The following is a 17,860-nucleotide window of genomic DNA, read 5'->3' as shown; positions in this document are numbered from 1 at the left end:
GACCTACCCCCGTGCCCGCAGAAGCTGCCGCACCGCCTGTGTCAGCGCCCCCAGATCCCCGCGCAGGTCAGCAATGGTTTCCTGACGTCCGGCAGAGATTTCCTCAAGGATGCGCAGCAATTGCACGTCGATGGAACGGAGCCGCATCCGGCTTTCGGCATCGACATGCGCACCCCCGGTTTCCGAGGTCAGCGCGGCGACGATCCGGTCCTGCCCCTCGGCGATGCGGGTCAGCACGGCAGTCTGGGCGCTGTCCTCCTCCAGACGCGTGGCAAGGCGCGCGACGGCGGCCGAAAGATCGCCCAGCCGTTCATCCGCCAGCGTCCGGCTGACGTCGGACTGGGTGAACAGCATCTGAAGGCTTTCGATCTGTTCGCCCAGATGATCCAGAACCTGCGCCAGCGCGCCCATGCCGCCGGTTTCGCCCTCGGCACCATCCAGCCCGATGCGGGTGATGGAGGACAGCCATTCCTCCAGTTCACGGTAGAAACGGTTCTGGCCATGCCCTGCGAACAGTTCCAGCAACCCGATGACCAGCGATCCGGCGAGGCCGAGCAGGGACGAGGAAAATGCCGTGCCCATGCCGCCAAGCTGCGATTCCAGCCCGCCCATCAGCTTGCCGAAAATCTCCATGCTGCCTTCGCCCTCCTGCGGGGCGAGCGAGCGGATGGTTTCGACAATGGCGGGCACGGTGGTGGCAAGGCCGTAGAAGGTTCCGAGAAGTCCAAGGAAAATCAATAGGTTGGCCAGATAACGGGTGATGTCGCGCGCCTCGTCGATCCGCGTTGCTACGGAATCGAGGATGGAGCGTGAGGAACTGGCTGAAATCTGCATCCGCGCCGTGCGCGGCCCCAGCAATGCGGCCAGTGGCGCAAGGATACGCGGCGCGGCACCAGGTTCGGCGCCGGGGCGATCCTGCACATAGGTATCCAGCCAGTTGACCGATTGCACCAGTTGCCAGACCTGCCAGAAACAGGTCAGCACGCCGAGCAGGAAGACCGTGGCGATGAAGCCGTTCAACAGCGGGTTTGAGGCGAAGATGCCGCGCAGGGTGGGCAGCATCACCCAGGCCCCGGCAGCGACAAGGCCGGTCACGATCAGCATCAGCACGACCTGCCGGATCGGCTGGGCGAAGACAGGCGCGGCGCTCGGGGCTACTCGGGTCATGCCTCGGTTCCTTTCCCGGTTGGCCCGGGCTGTGCGGTTTTCCGGGGCAGGATAAGGGCAGGGCGCGGCGCTGCCAAGCACCTAACGGGCAGTTGAAGACACGCGAACGGCAGCGGGGCGCAGGTGGGCACCCCGCTGCATGTTATGTGTTGCTGCGGCGGGCGAAGAGGCCCGCGTCTTCAGCCGCGCGGCGCAGGGCGCGGGATTTGTTGACCGTTTCCTGATATTCGGCCTCGGGGTCGCTGTCATAGACCACCCCACCGCCCGCCTGGATATACAGCGCCTCGTCCTTCAGGACGGCCGTGCGCAGAGCGATGCAGAAATCCATCTCGCCATTGGCGGCGAAATAGCCGACGCCACCGCCGTAGACGCCGCGCTTTTCCGGCTCCAGCTCGTCGATGATTTCCATGGCGCGGACCTTGGGCGCACCGGAAACCGTGCCTGCGGGAAGCCCCGCCAGTAGCGCCGACAGCGCATCCTCGCCCCCGGCGATCTCGCCCACAACGTTCGAGACGATGTGCATGACATGGCTGTAGCGTTCGATAATGAATTTCTCGGTCGGGCGCACGGTGCCCACCTTCGCCACCCGGCCCACATCGTTGCGGCCAAGATCCAGCAGCATCAGATGTTCGGCCAGTTCCTTCTGGTCGGCCAGCAGATCAGCCTCCAGCGCCTTGTCCTCTTCCGGCGTGGCCCCTCGCGGGCGGGTTCCTGCGATGGGGCGGATCGTCACCTCACCCTCGCGCAGACGCACGAGGATTTCGGGGCTGGCGCCCACCACCTGAAAACCGCCGAAGTTGAAGAAGAACATGAAGGGCGACGGGTTGGTCCGGCGCAGCGAACGGTAAAGCGCGAAGGGCGGCAGTTCGAACCGCTGTTTCCAGCGCTGTGAGGGCACGACCTGAAAGATGTCACCGGCGCGGATATATTCCTTCGCCTTCTCGACGGCGGCCTTGTAGCCGTCATGCGTGAAGTTGGATTGCGCCTCGCCCACCGGCGTGGCCTCACCCAGATCGCGTTGGGCGGCAGGCGCGCGGTCCAGATCGCGCAGCGCATCCATCACCCGTTCCGCCGCCTGCGCATAAGCCGCACGGGCTGAGAGGCCCGATCCGGTCCAGGCGGGGGAAACGATGGTCACTTCGCCCTTCACACCATCCAGCACGGCAATGACCGAGGGGCGCATCAGCACCGCATCGGGCAGGCCCAGCGGGTCGGGGTTCACGTCGGGCAGGTGTTCCACCAGACGGATCATGTCATAGCCCAGATAGCCGAACAGGCCCGAGGCGATGGCGGGCAGATCTTCGGGCATATCCACCCGGCATTCGGCCAGCAGATCGCGCAGGGTTTGCAGCGGATGCCCGTCCAGCGGGCGGAACGCCGCCGGATCGAACCGCGCTTCGCGGTTGATCTCGGATGCCTCGCCCCGGCAGCGCCAGATCAGGTCGGGCTTCATGCCGACCACCGAATAGCGACCGCGCACTTCGCCGCCTGTCACGCTTTCCAGCATGAACGTATCGCTGCGCGCCTCGGCCAGCTTCAGCATCAGGCTGACGGGCGTATCCAGATCGGCGGCGAGACGGGCATAGACCAGCTGGTTCTTGCCCGCGTTCCAGCCGCGTTCAAAGGCTTCGAAAGAAGGGATCAGGGTCATCGCGGCCTCAGCGCATCTGGGCGTGGACGGCGTCGATGGCCGCCTGATTGAGCGTGATGCCACCGATATCTGCCTCGGCCCGGGCAAACAGGGCGAAGGCATCCTGTGCCAGCGCCTGTTCCGCCTGCGCGGCGATCGCCCCTTTCAGCGCGGCGGGGCCTTCGCCTTCCTGCTCGGCGGGGGCGACGCGGTCCAGTTGCACCAGCGCCACGAAGCCCTTGTCCTCGATCACCTTCGCCTCGCCTTCAGACATGGCAAAGACCGCAGGCAGCAGGCTCGGCGGTGCGCCTTCGACAAAACCGTTGCGCGCGATTTCCGGGGTGACGCTGACCACGCCCAGTGTGCCGATCGAGGTGCCTGCGGCAACCTTTTCGCGCATGGCTTCCGCCTCGGCCAACAGCGCCTTGTGCAGCGCCTCGGCACGCCAGGCCTGGGTCACGCCCTCGCGGGCCTCGTCGAAGGGAATGGGCGAGGCGGGCACGATCTCGTCCAGCCGCAGGGCCACCAGACCACCATCCTCAAGGGCAACGGTTTCCGGGAAATCGCCCGCATTGGCGGCATCCGCAGCCTCGCGGAAGGCCGGATAGGCAGCAATGCCCTCGTCCGACCCGGCGGCATAGTCGATGGTCCCAAGATCCATCGCCTGTTCCCTGGCCAGATCTTCCAGCGTTGCCCCACCGGCCAGCGCATCGTTGATCGCCTCGCTGCGGTCGGTGATGGCGCGGCGCGCGGCATCGGTTTGGTAATCCAGCGTCAGCATCTCGCGCGCATCGTCAAAGCTTGTTTCCTGTGCCGCCAGAACCGCATTCATCCGGTACAGCGCCGGTCCCAGATCCGAGGGCAACGGGCCGATCACGCCAGGCTCGGGCATGGCAAAGATATCGGCCCCGGCCGCGCCCAGTTCAGCCTGGGTCACATCGCCAAGGTCAATGTCGATCAGCTTCAGCCCGCGTTCCTCGACCAGCTTCTCGAAGCTTTCGCCTGCATCCAGCCGGGCCTTGGCCGCCTTGGCCTCATCCTCGGTGCCGAAGACCAGACGCTCCACCAGACGGCGCTCAGGTTTGACATATTCGTCATGGTGCTGGTCATAGAGCTTCTTCAGCTCGGCATCGTCCACCGGCATCGTCGCCGCCAGCTTTTCCGGCAGCAGCGAGACATAGGTGATGCGCTTCGCTTCCGGTTTAGTGAAAGCCGCGACATTCGCGTCGTAGAAGGCTTTCAGATCTGCATCCGTTGGGGCGGCGAGCGGCGTTGCCAGATCGGCCTCGGACAGAACCAGAAGCGAGAAGCCGCGCCGCTCGCCGATGAAATTGTAAAGCGTGTCGGTCACTGCGGCGGGGGCGACGAAACCGCCGGTCACCGCACCCTGCACCAGCGCGCGGGCCAGATCGTCCCGGATCTTCGCCTCGAATTCGGCTTCCGTCAGATTGTTGCGGTCCAGCGTCATCTTGTAGGTCTGACGGTCAAACCCGCCCGCCGCGCCATGAAAGCTGGGCATGGCGGTGATATCCTGCGCGACGCGGCCATCGCCGACCGAAACGCCGATGCGGTCCGCAGCATCATCCACGGCGGTCTGGGTGACCAATTGCTGCCGCACGCGGGCGTCAATTCCCATGTCGCGGGCCTGCTGCATGGTCAGTTGCGTGCCTGCCTGCGCACCAAGGGCATTCATTTCCGCCTGAAGCGCCCGGCCGTAATCCTTGACGTCAATGTCGCGCCCGCCGACCGAGCCGATGGCCGCAACCCGCCCGCCATAATTGGTGACGCCATAGCCCCCAAGGCCGGTCACCAGCATCGCCATCAGCAGCCAGACCATGACAGAGGCGCCCTTGCGCTTGCGTTTCGGGCTTTCGGTCTCGTCGTTTCTGGCCATGGCTCGCCTGTCGTTCAAGGGTTTCGCAAGGTTCTATGCGCTCGTCCCTTGCCCGGCAAGGCCCGGAGGTGTGGCTCAGCCCCGGAAACGGGCAAGCCGATGGAACAATTCCGCGATTCCGGCGCTGTCGACATTGGCAAAGGCAATGCGGAACTGCCGAGCGCCCTCGGGGTGGGTGTCGGGCTGGAACATGGTGCCGGGCAGCATCAGCACCGCCTCTTCGCGTACCAGACGGCGGGCGATATCGGGTGAGGCGGCGGCGAAAGGATGTTCGACATAGGCGAAATAGGCGCCGCAGCCCAGAAGCCGCCAGCCCTCCAGCGCGCCGAAGCCACCCTCCATGGCCGCGCGGCGGGCGAGGATCTCGCGCCGCTCACCCTCGACCCAGTCGCGGAGGTTGCGCATGCCCCACAGCGCGCCGATCTGGCCAAGCTGGCTGGGGCAGATGGCGACGGTATCAAGGAATTTCTCCACCTCTGCCAGCCGGGCGCTGGCCGCCACGATGGCGCCCACGCGATGCCCGGTCAGCCGGTAAGCCTTTGAGAAAGAATAGAGATGGATCAGAACATCGTCCCAGTCGGGATCGGTGAACAGATCATGCGGACGCCCGCCGGTGGCGGGGCTGTGGCGGCTGTCGAAATCGCGGTAGGTCTCGTCAAGGATCAGCGCAATACCGTGCGCGCGACACAGATCGCGGAACGCCGCGATCAGGGCTGCCGGATATTCCGCGCCGCCGGGGTTGTTGGGGCTGACCAGCGCAATGGCCCGCGTGCGCGGCCCGATCAGCGCGGCAGCCTGCGCGGGGTCGGGCAGAAGGCCTTCGCCGGTCGGCAGCGGGACTGTGGTGACGCCCTGCATGCCGAGCCACATCTTGTGGTTGAAATACCATGGCGTCGGCAGAATCACCTCATCCCCGGCGCCGGCGAGCGTGGACATCACGGCGGTAAATGCCTGATTGCAGCCTTGGGTTATCGCGACCTGTGCGGGGCGGATCGTGCCGCCATAGGCCGCCGACCATTGCACCGCGATCTCCTCGCGCAAGGCGGGCAGCCCCAGCACCGGGCCATAAAGATGCGCCTGAGGATCGTTCAGAGCCGCCTCCGCCAGCGCCTGCCGCAGCCCCAGCGGCGGGCTGTCCACCGGCGCCGCCTGACTCACGTTGATCAGCGGGCGGTCGGGGCCGAAGTCTATCCCCTCCAGCCAGCGCCGCGCCTCCATCACCGGGGGCGGGAAGGTGGCGGCCATCGCGGGGTTGAGCGGCAGGGACATCGGGGCCTCGTCAGCTACGGGTGTCGATGGGGAAGGGGGCTCTGCCCCCAGGCCTGCGGCCTTCCCCCGGGATATTTGGACCAAGATGAAAGTCATGCGCGTTCATCTTGGCGGAAATATCCCCAGGGGTGAATTGCCGCAGGCAAGAGGGGGCAGGCAGCCCCCTGATGCGTCAGTCGGTGCCGCGGAACGGCTGCACATATTGCAGTGCCATGTCCCAGGGGAAGAAGATCCAGGTGTCCTGGCTGACCTCGGTGATATAGGTATCGACCTGCGGGCGGCCCGAGGGCTTGGCATAGACGGTGGCGAAATGCGCCTTCGGATAAAGCTTGCGCACCATTTCCAGCGTCTTGCCGCTGTCGACCAGATCGTCCACCACCAGAATGCCGGTGCCGTCGCCCATCAGGTCAACCTGAGGGCTCTTGGTCACGACGGCTTCCATCTGGGCCTGATGGTTGTAGCTTTTCACCGAGATCGTATCGACGACACGGATGTCCAGCTCGCGTGAGACGATCATCGCGGGGACGAGGCCGCCGCGGGTGATGCCGACCACGGCTTTCCAGGCGCCGCCCTCGCCGGGGCCTTTGCCATCCAGCCGCCAGGCAAGCGCGCGGGAGTCACGGTGGATCTGGTCCCAGCTGACGTGGAAGCCTTTTTCATGCGGCAGGCGGTCAATCATGCGTGGCCTCTTTCGCTGCGTTGATGCTGAGGGATCAGTCCTTGCGGCCGGTCACCACGTCGATGTCAGGGGCGTCCACCGCCTTCATCCCGACGACGTGATAGCCCGCGTCCACATGCAGATTCTCGCCCGTGGTGCCGCTGCCCAGATCTGACAGGAGGTAAAGGGCGGCCTTGCCGACCTCTTCCTGCGTCACATTGCGGCGCAGCGGCGAGTTCAGCTCGTTCCACTTCATGATATAGCGGAAATCGCCGATACCCGAGGCGGCCAGCGTCTTGATCGGCCCGGCGGAGATCGCGTTGACGCGGATGCCATCCTTGCCCAGATCCTCGGCCAGATACTTGACCGATGCCTCCAGCGCCGCCTTGGCCACGCCCATGACATTGTAGTGCGGCATGACCTTTTCGGCGCCGTAATAGGTCAGCGTCAGCAGGCTGCCACCCGGTCCCATCATCGCGGTCGCGCGCTGGCAGACGGCGGTGAAGCTGTAGACCGAGATATCCATGGTCATGGTGAAATTGCCGCGCGTGGTGTCGACGTAGCGGCCACGCAGTTCATTCTTGTCGGAAAAGCCGATGGCATGAACCACGAAATCGAGGCTGTCCCAGCGCGTTTTCAGCGTGGTGAACAGGCTGTCGAGCGAGGCTTCATCCCCCACATCGCATTCGGCCAGGAAATCCGACCCCACCGAGGCGGCCAGCGGCTCCACCCGTTTCTTCAGGGCATCACCCTGATAGGAGAAGGCAAGTTCCGCACCCTGTTCGGCCGCCGCCTTGGCGATACCCCAGGCGATCGACTTGTCATTCGCGAGGCCCATGATGAGTCCGCGCTTCCCGGCCAGCAGTCCGTTCGCCATTGTTCCCTCGTCTCAGTATTCAGGCTGATCCCGAGGTTTAGGCCATCCGCACGGTCGCATCAAGGCGGCCCGTGCAGGGCGGAACGCGCTTGATGCCCGCTGCGGCGAGTGGCAACCATGGCGCGGCGCTTCGGGCGCGGACCGGCAGGAGAGACGGATATGGACAGAACGGGCATTTTCGCGGGCGACAATCCTTTCGAACTGGCGCGGGCCTGGCTGGCCGAGGCCGAGCCGGAAGAGCCGAACGACCCCAATGCCATTGCGCTGGCTACGGTCGATGCCGCAGGGCTGCCGAATGTGCGGATGGTGCTGCTGAAAGAGATCGAGACGGCAGGTGCCGGTGGTTTCGTCTTCTATACCAACTACGAAAGCGCCAAGGGGCAGGAGATCGCGGCCACCGGCAAGGCGGCTTTCGTGCTGCACTGGAAGAGCCTGCGCCGCCAGATCCGGGTGCGGGGCAGGACCGAACGCGAGGAAGGTCCGCAGGCTGATGCCTATTACGCCAGCCGCAGTCTGAAGTCGCGGCTGGGTGCCTGGGCGAGCCGCCAGTCGCGGCCGCTGGCCTCGCGCACGGCACTGATGGCCGAGGTCGCAAAAATTACAGCCCTTAAGGGAACCAATCCGTCGCGCCCCGCGTTCTGGGGGGGCATTCGTATTATTCCGACTGAGATTGAGTTTTGGGCAGATGGTGCCTTCCGCCTCCATGACCGTTTTCGCTGGACCCGTTCAACACCTTCTTCCGAATGGGTTGTCGACCGACTGAACCCCTGACATTTTACGCTTCGTGAAATGCAGGGCGTAAACCATAGTGGTTTTTTGCTTGAACACGTCGCGCGATTGCCCGATTGACAGAGGCGAGGGACAACTGGGGACACGGCTCTCATATGACTGAAGAAAATGATGTCGCTGCACAGCTCGTGCACGGCAAGGTAAAGTGGTTCGATCCGGCGAAGGGCTTCGGCTTCATCGTCGGTGACGAAGGCGGGGCAGATATTCTGCTGCACGCCAATGTGCTGCGCAACTATGGGCAAAGCTCGGTCGCGGATGGCACCGGAATTTCGGTTCTTGTGCAGAATACGCAGCGTGGAGTGCAGGCGGTAGAAGTGGTGAAGATCGAGCCTCCGGGGGGGGTGACCTTCCCGGTGGCAGAGGGGCAGACCTCGGCGACGGCGGAAGAGATTGCCGCGCGTCCGCTGGAACCCGCGCGGGTGAAATGGTTCGACAAGGGCAAGGGATTTGGCTTCGCCAACGTCTTTGGCCGGTCAGAGGATGTGTTCATCCATGTCGAGGTTCTGCGCCAGTCGGGCTTTGCCGATCTGGCGGCGGGAGAGGCGGTCTGTCTGCGCATCATCGAAGGCAAGCGCGGCCGGATGGCGGTGCAGGTGGTGTCATGGGAAGCAGCAGTGCGCGGCGACAAATCCTGACGGCAGCGGTGCTGTCCGGCCTGATAGCTGGCAGCGCGCTGGCCGGCGCCTGCGATCCGCAGGCGGTGGATCTTCGGGGGCCGTTCGGCACGGCCCGGTTCTCTGTCGAGGTGGCCGACGATACGGCAGAGCGGGCGCAGGGGCTGATGTTCCGCGATCATCTTGGCCGTTCTGCCGGAATGCTGTTCGTCTATGAGGCACCGCAACGCGCGGTGTTCTGGATGAAGAATACCCTTCTTCCGCTGGACATGATCTTCGCCGATGCGGCGGGACGTGTGACGCGGGTGCATGCCAATGCGGTGCCGCAGGAAGAAACCCCGATCGACGGCGGTGAAGATGTGCAGTTCGTGCTGGAGGTAAACGGCGGTCTGGCCGCAGCCATCGGCATCGCGCCCGGAGCCGAACTGCGCCATCCCGTCATCGGGCAGGATGAAGCTGTTTGGCCCTGCGCGGCGGAATAGCTCTTTCCAAGCCGACGATACCCGGTTAGGAAGCCGCCAGTCGGGGCGTAGCGCAGCCTGGTAGCGCGACGGTTTTGGGTACCGTAGGTCGGAAGTTCGAATCTTCTCGCCCCGACCAATACTTAGCAGGTTCCGGACCTATCCGGTTTGCACCCCAGTTTGCATTTTCGTTCTGGATTCGGCCTGTTGCAGCTTTCCGGCGAGCTCGTCGGTCATCTCCGGAGACAGCGCGACATAACGCTCGATCACCTCGGATGCGTGTTTGATAGACCATCCCATGTGGGTCGCGATCTCGCGCAGTTCTGCACCTGCCTGAAAGAGCCGGGTCGCCGCAGTTCCCCGCGCATCATAGAGGCGCAGTTCTGATCTCAACCCGAGCTTGTCGCGCCAGGTACTGACCGCATCGCCCAGATAGTTCTCGTGCTGATAGGGCTGCCCGCCCTTGTTCGTGATGATGGCAGACTGGTCGGCCGGGGTGCTGTCGATCAGCGCAGCCATGCGCGGCGTGACCGGGATCGAGGCGACACGGCGCTTGGCCTTACCCTTCGATGTCCAGACGACGATCCGGCGGCCGGTCGGAGTGGGGTGAATCTGCTCGCGCGTCAGCTTTGCCAGATCGCCGGGCCGCAGGCCGGTTTCGGTGGCGGCGATCAGGATGCGCCCGACATGCGCCGGCGCCCCGGCCACGAATGCCTCGATGTCGGACGCCAGCCAGAACACTTCGGCGCGGCTGGCCTTGTAGGTCGATTTGATCCCCATCAGGCGGTGCTGCATCAGCAACCCGCGATCCAGCGCCCAGCCGACGATCCTTTGCAGGTGGCGCACGCGGTCATCCCCAACCTTGCCGCCGATCCCGTCGCGCCAGTCCAGCACCTGCTTGCGGATACGCGGATCGTCGAATGCCCTGAGGGGTGCATCACCGAATTTGGTGTCGATCCCGCTTTTCGGATGGTTGATGGATATGCGCATGTCTGATTGGGTGCGCGGCGCCAGACCGCGAAACTCCTGGCTGGACAGAAAGCCGAGGATCACCTCACGGAACTTGCCCTTGGCAGCCTGCCCTTTGGGCGCGGCTTCGGCCAGGGCGGCTACATACTCGGGTGACCCGATTTCGATCTTGCTGTCACTGCGCCAGAAGCACGGCGCACCTTTGCCGCGCCATGCATAATGCATCTCAATCACGCTGCCATCGGACAGGCGTTTGCGGACCTTGTTGATGCCGCGCAGCTTAACCATTGTCACGCCCGAACCATGCCTCCACATCATCGGCCGGTTTCGCAGGGGCAGATTCCGGCAGAATGCGTATCGTGCCAGACGGGGTGACGATTTCAACCACCGCACGCGGATCTGTCGCACGGGCGGCCGAGACGGCGGCTGCGATCTGTTTTTCCGTAAAGGTCGCGCGGCGGCCCATGTGTCAGCCCTCCTGTGGTCGCGCGGTGGTGACTGCCTCGGTCGCCATGCGCTCGATCTGGTGGATGTCGCGGAAAACCCGGGTGACGAACTTGTCATGTTCCCGTTTCGCCGCCTCTTTGCTCGTGTCGATATGGGTCATGCTGTCATCCATCAAAACGGCACGTCATCGACATGAGGAGCATCGCCAAGATCAATCCGCTCTACGTCCACTTTGCGGTGAACGGCGATGGCCTCCATGACAAAAAACGGCGTTCCAGGATGGGCGCGCGCGAGGCGCCGTGCCTCCATCTCTGCTGACAATCTGTCGGGATGGCGCAGGCGCGATGGCCCATCTCCTGATACCATCCAGAACTTGCGCGGCTGAAAGTCCATGATAGTCATGCTGTCCTCACTTCGGTATCCACCGCTAGGTGCCCGCAATTCGCCCGCACCAGCGCTTCGGCCAGCGGCGGGCAGACGCTGTTGCCGCAGCAGCTCACCTGCACATCCTTCGGGAAGGCGCGGAACGTAGGGGTTTCGCTGTCCTGATCCTCCCACACGCCCTCGATGACGTAATCCGGCGGGAAGCCCTGCGCGGTGAACAGCTCGCGGGGGGTGAGCATGCGCATGCCGATGTCGACGATGACGAACTCGGCACCCTCCACGGTCAGCGTCACGAACTCCCGGTCATCCCACAGCCCGTGATCGCGCAGCAGCTGAGCGACGTCGCGGGCCTTGGCGTGATGTTCTGGGCCGAAGGGCGGCGCGGCTAGCGATGCCTCGCAGTGTGCCATCCTGTCCCGGGTCGTGATCGTGTGGCAGGGCTCATCGGTGCGGGCCCCGTCGCCGGTGCCGTAGTATTTCGCGAAGAAGGCCGCGACCGGGGTTTGATGGCTGCCGCTCTGGCAGATCGTCGCCATGGGTGCATCGGCTGGTCGGCCCGGATTGACGCCACCCACGCGGCGGCTGTCGTTGTTCTGCTGGGCGAGGAAGGCGGCGATGGGCGCATGTTTCTGCCCACCCGCGACCACAGTGCCCAGCGGGCGCCGGATGTCGAGGGCGCGCGGCGCTTGTCCCGCCGGTTCGCCGTAACCGGTCTGGATCATCGTCGCGGCCATGACCGCATTCTGATCTTTGTTGCTGGCGCAGATCGTGTGGTGTGGTGCCGTGATGGGCCGCGAGGCGCCGCCCTGCTGGGCATAGGTCAGCACCGGGGCGATGACGCTCGAATGCTGCCCTTCGGCGGTGACCACCGGATGCGGACGCCGCAGATCGCCATTACCCCCGCCAGAGCCATACATCTGCGACAGGATCGGCGCGACAACTGCATGCCCATTGGCGCTTGTGATCGTTCGTAGGGGTGCCGCCACCGGCCAGGTGTTGGGCCCGCGACCTGTCGTTTTACCATTGGCAATATTGGCGAGCGTCGGCGCGATCACGGCATGCTGCACGCCGCCCACAGTGATGGTGCCCAGCGGATCGGTTAGCGGGTATTCCCGGCGCCCGCCGGAATAGCCGTGGGCGATGCTGGCGAGGCAAGGGGCGAGCAGGCCATATGGCGCCGCGCCGCCCGGTTTCTTGATCCAGCTATTCGCGGTCACGGTCGCCATGGGCGCGCGCAGATCCGTCCCGGTGGCGCCGCCGTTGAAGCGGGTGATGGACGGCGCCACCAGCGCCTTTTCGCCCCTGTGCGCGCCGGTGATGGTGCGGATCGGCGCTGCCAGATCCTCCAGCCGCCCGCCATGGGTCAGGTTGACCAGATAGGGCTGGGCCGCCTCCAGCACATAGCGATGGATGCCACGCGCCACGCGGGCGAGCGTGTTGGGTTTCAGAGGCCGGACGGCGCGCAGGCCGTGCTTAGCCATGATGTCGGCGGAAGTGTCAAAGATCGACGGGCAGGGCAGAGACCAGTCGATGCATTCCGCCGCGGTGCGCCATGGCTTCAGCTTGCCCTTGCGGACTTCATCCGATTCCGGGTCGCCGTGGGTCGGTGCGGGCCAGACGATCTTTTCGCGGTCGAATCGCACCACGACGAACAGGCGCTTGCGGATGGTCGGGGCGCCATAGTCACAGGCGCGCATCTCGCGCCACTGGATGCGCCCGCCAAGACGGCGCAGTGCCTTGCACCATGCCGCGAAGGTCTCGCCGCGCCGGTCAGGGCAGGGCATCAACCCCTTGTCGGTTTCGATCAGCGGTCCCCAGGTGCGGAACTCCTCGACGTTCTCCAGCAGCACCACATCCACGCGGCCACCTGATTTCTGGATGCGCTCGATCCAGCCGGGGATGATCCATGCCAGATCGCGGATGTTACGTTTGACCGGGGCGCCGCCTTTGGCTTTCGAGAAGTGTTTGCAGTCGGGCGAAAACCACATCAGGCCGATGTGCCGCCCGTGCATGTGGGTCAGCGGATCGACGCGATAGACGTTTTCCGACAGGTGCAACGTCTCAGGGTGATTGGCCGCATGCAGGGCCAGCGCCGCCTCGCTGTGGTTGATCGCGATATCCGGGCTGCGTCCAAGGGCCAGCTCGATCCCGGTCGAGGCGCCGCCGCCACCGGCAAAGCTGTCCACGATCATCGGGCGCGGATCTGGCGCGCGCGCCGCCGGCGTGTCGATGGGGAAGAGGGTGAGCGCGTCAAGCATTGGTGGCCCCCAGCGTGTCGATGTTGCCGCGCGCCACGGTGAACGTCAGTGCGACCACCCACGGGTTTTCATCCCATGCGTCGGGGCCGTGCAGGCTGTTCCAGAGGGTGCGGAAGGCTTCTTGGCTTGCAAAACACCCCCTGCCATGGCACGCACTTTCGCCCATTGCTGAGCAAGTGTCGCATTTAACCCCCTCGGCAATGCTGTCTGCGGCGGTGATTTCCCGCAACCGCTGCACGCGCACATCGGTGACGTTCAGCGTCAGGCGGCTGGCCCAGCGTGGCATAAAGCGGGCATGTCGATAGCGACCAAAGATCGTTGGCGCGTCGCCGTCAGCGCAATAATGGACCGAGTTCGTTGGCGGGATTTCACGGGGCGGTTGATCATCGACGTGCAGCGGCGCCCGCCATGCCTCACGCACATAAAGGCGGTCTCCGGTGGTGTAGGGAATCCGGTGAGAGGCTCCGACGCCATCATGTTTACCGTTCCAGAACCAGACGAAAGCGGGATCGTCCAGCACGTCAGTTCGCATATGGGAAAACTCTGGGAACCTGGGGTGCGCGGCGGGAAGGTTGCGCCGTGTCTGCGTCTTCCTGCCTTCCAGCAGCGCGCGGACCATGGGCGCGGAGAAGGGGATCTGACGATCAGTCATGTTTGTCGCCCTCCAGCTGCCTGGCATCCGGCACCGGCCGTGCCTGCCGCTCCAGTTGTTTCGATGCGTCGATGTAGAGGCGCACACCGTTCCAGATCTGCTTGGCGACGGCAGCGCGGGCGAGGCCTTCGGTCGGGCTGATCTTGCGGTCACGAAGGTCTTGCAGGTCCTTCGCCAGCCCGGTGATGACATCGCGCAGGCCAAGCGCATCCGCGACGGGAGTGCTGACATAATCACGCTCGGCCATAGAAGCCCCCATGGGTCTGGCGGTGCGCCTCGTCCGCGATTTCCTGCGCCAGCACTGCGATCTGCTTGGCGACGCGGCGATCCGGATTGATGGTGATCGGGCCTTGCCGGTATGGCTGGTATTGCTCGCAGCGGAAGCACAGCGGCGGGTAGTCCTGATGTTTGGGATCGGTCCAGTACGCCGGTCTGGCCACGCCGCAGATGACGCAGTTGAATGGCGGGGTTCGAGGGGGATAGATCGGCATCAATGCACCTCTTTCGGCTGGCCGATCAGCGTGCGGGCGATTTCTTCGAGGCTGACGCATTGCTGGCCGAGCCTTTCGACCGGGATGCCGGCCCGGATCGCCGCGATGGTAGCGGCGAAGATCAGGACGAGCGAGGCAGCGCGCGCGTCGCCTTCAACCTGCGCGGTCACCTGGTCGCATATCGCGAGGCTGCCGGGGCAGGTGTGTTCGTGATGTTCCGGTGTGTCAGCCATGACGCACCTCCGGCATCTGATCCCACGTCCGACCGTCCAGCAGGCGACCGGCGCGGGATTTTCCAACGCGTTCCCTCACGGTTGCGCCGCCGATTAGGTTGATCTGGCGAGGATAGCTGTCTGTTTGGATCACAGACTTGGCCCAGAAGCCGTTGTTTGGCCCCGCCGAGGCTATGGCATATTTGCCAGGTGTCCCGGACGGTTTTGGCACGGCGTGACCCCACTCGCCCCATTGCTTGAAATGAAACGCCACGCCCGCCGCGACGCACTGATCCCGCAGGGACCGCGCCCAATCCGGGTGCATGGGTCGCGCGCCGGGGCCGCTCTCGCCGCCGACGATGACCCAATCTAGGCGCGGCTTCCCGCGCTCTATGTTCTGTGGCTCGCTGTCATGCCACCAGATCCCACGCAGCGCGTCGTAGAACTTCCACCCGTCGCACATGTCGTCAATGACCAAAGGCCCCAGCAACGGCTCCGCGCTGAGAAACCGCACGGCAGCCGGTGTTGCCAACAGATGCGGGATGCGCAGATCGGCGCTGGCCTGATCGCTGGCGCTGGTGCCGAGCCAGACGTTTGGCAGGGGCCAACCAGCCAGCATCTTGCCGTTGGCCATAAATCGAGCCGTGTCCATTCCCAGCGCAGCGCTCGCAATGATGTTGCCGCGCGACATGACGCCACAACCCTCATAGACCAGTTGCGCAAGCAGATAATCCCGCGCCCGTTCCGGCCTCTTGGTCAGCACCTGAAACGTGTGCTGGGGAGCCAGCGCCATGACCGCGAACACCCGGTCAATCCACTCATCCGGCACAGCCTCGTGGAACAGATCGCCATGCGCGCAAACGAAGATCCGGCGCGGCCGCGACCAGCGCAGGGGCTGGTCCATCCAGTGGACGTTCAGCCGGACCTCGCCCGTCCACTTCGACCGGCCGCCCGTCACGCGGGTCAGCCCGGCCCGGCTGGGATGATTGCGCAGCCGCGACCCGGCCAGCGCCATGGCGTAGCAGTTGGTGCAGCCCGCATCGACGATGGTGCAGCCGGTGATCGGGTTCCAGGTCGCGTCGGTCCATTCGATGGTGGAGTGTTCAGCCATGACGGGCCTCGCGCTTTAGTACCGGGCGGTCACGCTCTTCGCGCGCACGCTTGATCATTGCGATTTCAATGTCGGTTGCCTCGCCGCGTTCATATCGGCACCACTTGCATTGGCATGGGCCACAACGGCAGTCGTCATCAGAGCCGCAGCTGTCGCACGGTCCTATTCCAGTCTTCTGGGTCTGTCCCATCGCTCAAATCTCCCCGGCCAGCACCTGCCGGTCATGCTCGGCCTGAGTGCGGGGTGGCTGGTTGCAGGCGCGCAGGTAATCAAGCTGCGGGTCCATCGGGTCGATGAGCGCAATCAGGATGGCGCGGATCATCGCATTGGTGCCGCTGCCCTCACACATGCCATGCGCCAGCGCCTCGGAGCCAAAGCAGGCTGCCAGAGCGAGCCTCCGTTCCATGGCCTCGTCGCAGGGATCGCCGCCCATGAACGCGTCGTGGTTGGCCAACATCTGGCGGGCTGCCATGGTGATCAGATCATCGCTCGCAGGCGTCACGCCCATCGCGGCGAGTTCGGCGGCGGTGCCCTGTGCCGCGATATACGGGCTGATGTGGACGGTGATGATATCAGACATGCCGTCACTCCATGCCCAAGGCTTGCTTGTAGATGTCGAGGACGGCCTGTTCTTCGGCCAGCTGATCCTTGTCCTTCTTGCGGTGGGCGATCAGCGTGCGCAGGGCTTTGGTGTCGTAGCCCCGGCCCTTCGCCTCGGCATAGACCTCCTTGATCTGGTCAAGGATGTCCTTCTTCTCCTGCTCCAGATGCTCGACGCGCTCGACGAACTGGCGCAGCTCGTCCGCCGCCACGGCATATGCGTCCTGTTTCACCTGCTTGTCCTCCGGGGTTTCCTTCATCGGCGGGTGGCCCTGCTTCTGGCGCAGATCGTCGCCAAGCTTCACCAGCCGCGAGAGCGAGGTGACTGCGCTGGCCGTCCCGTCGCCGGTGCTGATCGTCACGCGGACATCGCCATCCATGATCACATCCCCCCGCGTTCGGCGGCCTGATCCAGCACGGCGGGCATGCCAATCGCGTTGGCGATGGCAGCGCGGGCGATTACCAGCGCGCCGCCGGTCATGGTCAGGACCAGCGCGACGGTCGCCGCGAAATGCAGGATCTGCGACCACTGGTCGGCGCGGGCGGCGGCGGTGTTCAAATGGATTTGAGGCGCTTTCATGGGGTTCACCCTGTGATCGGAATGAGGCGGGCAGAGATTGCCCGCCATGAGGGCATGCGAAGGGGTGCGGCTCAGCCGTTGCCGTTGCCGTTGCCGTTGCCGTTGCCGTTGCCGTAGCCGTCGCCGTAGCCGTCGCCGTAGCCGTTGCCGTTGCCGTAGCCGTTGCCGTAGCCGTAGCCGTTGCCGTAGCCGTAGCCGTCGCTGTTGCCCTGCCTTACCTGTTCCGCTTGGTCCACATAGCGCTGCTCGTCATCGCTGAGCAGCGCGCGGATCTCGCTGGCTGGCATTGCCGCGCGAACGCGCCTGGCGACACGCGTCAGGGTGGCATAGGCTCCTGACACGCAGGCGCCGCCCCGAATGATGTCGTCGATGGTAAGGACCGGCTCATCAGGGGTTACGCCGCCTGCCATTTGGTCCAGGCCTCCGGCGTGATGTCGAACACGGCGGTGATGTCATGCAGCACCGGGATATCAGCCGGGGCGCTGATCTTGCTGGAGCCGGTCGGGCCGGTGGCGCACAGCTGCATCAGGCCCTTGGTGGTGCCCCAGTAGATCGCCATGCGCGCCTCTTTCAGGGCCATGGTCGACGCGGCCAGATCCTGTTCCTCGGGCACAAGGCCCGCGAACACGCCACGATGCTTCGTCGTGACAAGGATGGGCCGCAGCTTCGCGGGATCGGTCATCGCAATCTCCTTTTCGGTGCGAGGGGTTCGGGATGGGGGCGGCGCGCCGCCCCGCACCGGAGCCTCTCAGGCGACCGCCGGGCGGGCGGTGCGGAGCGGGTCTGGCAGGTTGATC

24 protein-coding genes and 1 tRNA gene are annotated in these 17,860 nt (G+C 64.8%); 4 read left to right on the top strand and 21 right to left on the bottom strand.

The features are described from left to right. Positions 1-3: 3 nt before the first annotated feature. From C8N34_RS19650 to fabI, 6 genes are all read right to left on the bottom strand, one after another. On the bottom strand, positions 4-1,167 hold the full coding sequence (locus C8N34_RS19650) for a hypothetical protein (protein ID WP_054304603.1): 1,164 nt from the start codon (positions 1,165-1,167) through the stop codon (positions 4-6). A gap of 142 nt (positions 1,168-1,309) precedes the next feature. Next, a complete protein-coding gene (gene trpE / locus C8N34_RS19645; RefSeq protein WP_108130191.1) occupies positions 1,310-2,818 on the bottom strand; it encodes an anthranilate synthase component I in 1,509 nt (502 codons plus the stop codon). Between the two features lie 7 nt (positions 2,819-2,825). Next, positions 2,826-4,691: a peptidyl-prolyl cis-trans isomerase gene (locus C8N34_RS19640; RefSeq protein WP_054304601.1), complete on the bottom strand. Its 1,866-nt coding sequence runs from the start codon at positions 4,689-4,691 to the stop codon at positions 2,826-2,828. Between the two features lie 75 nt (positions 4,692-4,766). Further along, positions 4,767-5,960, bottom strand: coding sequence for an aminotransferase (locus C8N34_RS19635; RefSeq protein WP_108130190.1), 1,194 nt, complete (start codon positions 5,958-5,960; stop codon positions 4,767-4,769). 172 nt (positions 5,961-6,132) lie between these two features. Then, on the bottom strand, positions 6,133-6,639 hold the full coding sequence (gpt, locus tag C8N34_RS19630; RefSeq protein ID WP_054304599.1) for a xanthine phosphoribosyltransferase: 507 nt from the start codon (positions 6,637-6,639) through the stop codon (positions 6,133-6,135). Positions 6,640-6,673: 34 nt separating this feature from the next. After that, entirely contained in the window at positions 6,674-7,495 is an 822-nt protein-coding gene (gene fabI, locus C8N34_RS19625; RefSeq protein ID WP_054304598.1) for an enoyl-ACP reductase FabI, read from the bottom strand. Positions 7,496-7,654: 159 nt separating this feature from the next. On the opposite strand from fabI, the gene pdxH reads away from it, so the two are divergent. The 4 genes from pdxH (at position 7,655) to C8N34_RS19605 (ending at position 9,498) form a co-directional block, all read left to right on the top strand. Beyond that, positions 7,655-8,266: a pyridoxamine 5'-phosphate oxidase gene (gene pdxH / locus C8N34_RS19620; protein ID WP_108130189.1), complete on the top strand. Its 612-nt coding sequence runs from the start codon at positions 7,655-7,657 to the stop codon at positions 8,264-8,266. A gap of 113 nt (positions 8,267-8,379) precedes the next feature. Further along, entirely contained in the window at positions 8,380-8,919 is a 540-nt protein-coding gene (locus C8N34_RS19615) for a cold-shock protein (protein WP_054304596.1), read from the top strand. Beyond that, on the top strand, positions 8,886-9,380 hold the full coding sequence (locus C8N34_RS19610) for a DUF192 domain-containing protein (RefSeq protein WP_108130188.1): 495 nt from the start codon (positions 8,886-8,888) through the stop codon (positions 9,378-9,380). Before C8N34_RS19615 ends, C8N34_RS19610 begins: the two co-directional genes overlap by 34 nt. Positions 9,381-9,421: 41 nt before the next feature. Continuing rightward, positions 9,422-9,498: transfer RNA gene (locus C8N34_RS19605), tRNA-Pro, on the top strand. Between the two features lie 20 nt (positions 9,499-9,518). On the opposite strand, the gene C8N34_RS19600 is transcribed toward C8N34_RS19605, so the two are convergent. The 15 genes from C8N34_RS19600 to C8N34_RS19540 all read right to left on the bottom strand — a co-directional run bounded on the left by C8N34_RS19600 (position 9,519) and on the right by C8N34_RS19540 (position 17,745). Then, positions 9,519-10,616, bottom strand: a complete 1,098-nt coding sequence (locus C8N34_RS19600) for a tyrosine-type recombinase/integrase (RefSeq protein WP_158640744.1) — start codon at positions 10,614-10,616, stop codon at positions 9,519-9,521. Then, a complete protein-coding gene (locus C8N34_RS26450) occupies positions 10,609-10,794 on the bottom strand; it encodes a hypothetical protein (protein WP_054304593.1) in 186 nt (61 codons plus the stop codon). The genes C8N34_RS19600 and C8N34_RS26450 overlap by 8 nt, the downstream gene beginning before the upstream one ends. A 3-nt stretch (positions 10,795-10,797) precedes the next feature. Then, positions 10,798-10,935 carry a hypothetical protein gene (locus C8N34_RS26445; RefSeq protein WP_158640743.1) on the bottom strand — a complete coding sequence of 46 codons (138 nt, stop codon included), beginning with the start codon at positions 10,933-10,935 and terminating at the stop codon, positions 10,798-10,800. An 11-nt stretch (positions 10,936-10,946) separates the two neighbouring features. Continuing rightward, positions 10,947-11,177, bottom strand: coding sequence for a hypothetical protein (locus tag C8N34_RS19595; RefSeq protein ID WP_054304592.1), 231 nt, complete (start codon positions 11,175-11,177; stop codon positions 10,947-10,949). Then, entirely contained in the window at positions 11,174-13,417 is a 2,244-nt protein-coding gene (locus C8N34_RS19590; protein ID WP_108130186.1) for a DNA cytosine methyltransferase, read from the bottom strand. Before C8N34_RS19590 ends, C8N34_RS19595 begins: the two co-directional genes overlap by 4 nt. Next, a complete protein-coding gene (locus C8N34_RS19585) occupies positions 13,410-14,069 on the bottom strand; it encodes a hypothetical protein (RefSeq protein WP_108130185.1) in 660 nt (219 codons plus the stop codon). The genes C8N34_RS19590 and C8N34_RS19585 overlap by 8 nt, the downstream gene beginning before the upstream one ends. After that, positions 14,062-14,316, bottom strand: a complete 255-nt coding sequence (locus C8N34_RS19580; protein ID WP_108130184.1) for a hypothetical protein — start codon at positions 14,314-14,316, stop codon at positions 14,062-14,064. The genes C8N34_RS19585 and C8N34_RS19580 overlap by 8 nt, the downstream gene beginning before the upstream one ends. Further along, positions 14,303-14,560, bottom strand: a complete 258-nt coding sequence (locus C8N34_RS19575) for a hypothetical protein (RefSeq protein WP_108130183.1) — start codon at positions 14,558-14,560, stop codon at positions 14,303-14,305. Before C8N34_RS19575 ends, C8N34_RS19580 begins: the two co-directional genes overlap by 14 nt. Next, positions 14,560-14,793 (bottom strand): hypothetical protein, encoded by a 234-nt coding sequence (locus tag C8N34_RS19570; RefSeq protein ID WP_054304590.1) that lies wholly within the window; start codon positions 14,791-14,793, stop codon positions 14,560-14,562. The genes C8N34_RS19575 and C8N34_RS19570 overlap by 1 nt, the downstream gene beginning before the upstream one ends. Next, positions 14,786-15,883, bottom strand: a complete 1,098-nt coding sequence (locus tag C8N34_RS19565; RefSeq protein WP_108130182.1) for a phage Gp37/Gp68 family protein — start codon at positions 15,881-15,883, stop codon at positions 14,786-14,788. Before C8N34_RS19565 ends, C8N34_RS19570 begins: the two co-directional genes overlap by 8 nt. Before the next feature lie 193 nt (positions 15,884-16,076). After that, a complete protein-coding gene (locus C8N34_RS19560) occupies positions 16,077-16,463 on the bottom strand; it encodes a hypothetical protein (RefSeq protein ID WP_108130181.1) in 387 nt (128 codons plus the stop codon). Positions 16,464-16,467: 4 nt separating this feature from the next. Then, on the bottom strand, positions 16,468-16,743 hold the full coding sequence (locus C8N34_RS19555; protein WP_108130250.1) for a DUF2312 domain-containing protein: 276 nt from the start codon (positions 16,741-16,743) through the stop codon (positions 16,468-16,470). Between the two features lie 122 nt (positions 16,744-16,865). Beyond that, positions 16,866-17,063, bottom strand: a complete 198-nt coding sequence (locus C8N34_RS19550) for a hypothetical protein (protein ID WP_108130180.1) — start codon at positions 17,061-17,063, stop codon at positions 16,866-16,868. A 71-nt stretch (positions 17,064-17,134) separates the two neighbouring features. Continuing rightward, positions 17,135-17,473 (bottom strand): hypothetical protein, encoded by a 339-nt coding sequence (locus C8N34_RS19545; RefSeq protein ID WP_108130179.1) that lies wholly within the window; start codon positions 17,471-17,473, stop codon positions 17,135-17,137. Continuing rightward, positions 17,458-17,745: a DUF6948 domain-containing protein gene (locus C8N34_RS19540; protein ID WP_108130178.1), complete on the bottom strand. Its 288-nt coding sequence runs from the start codon at positions 17,743-17,745 to the stop codon at positions 17,458-17,460. Before C8N34_RS19540 ends, C8N34_RS19545 begins: the two co-directional genes overlap by 16 nt. Between the last annotated feature and the right edge of the window lie 115 nt (positions 17,746-17,860).

The organism is Gemmobacter caeni (assembly GCF_003054195.1).
In the GTDB taxonomy this organism is placed as follows: domain Bacteria; phylum Pseudomonadota; class Alphaproteobacteria; order Rhodobacterales; family Rhodobacteraceae; genus Gemmobacter; species Gemmobacter caeni.
The sequence above is the reverse complement of the archived record's forward strand: the minus strand, read 5'-3'. Positions and strand labels throughout refer to the sequence as shown.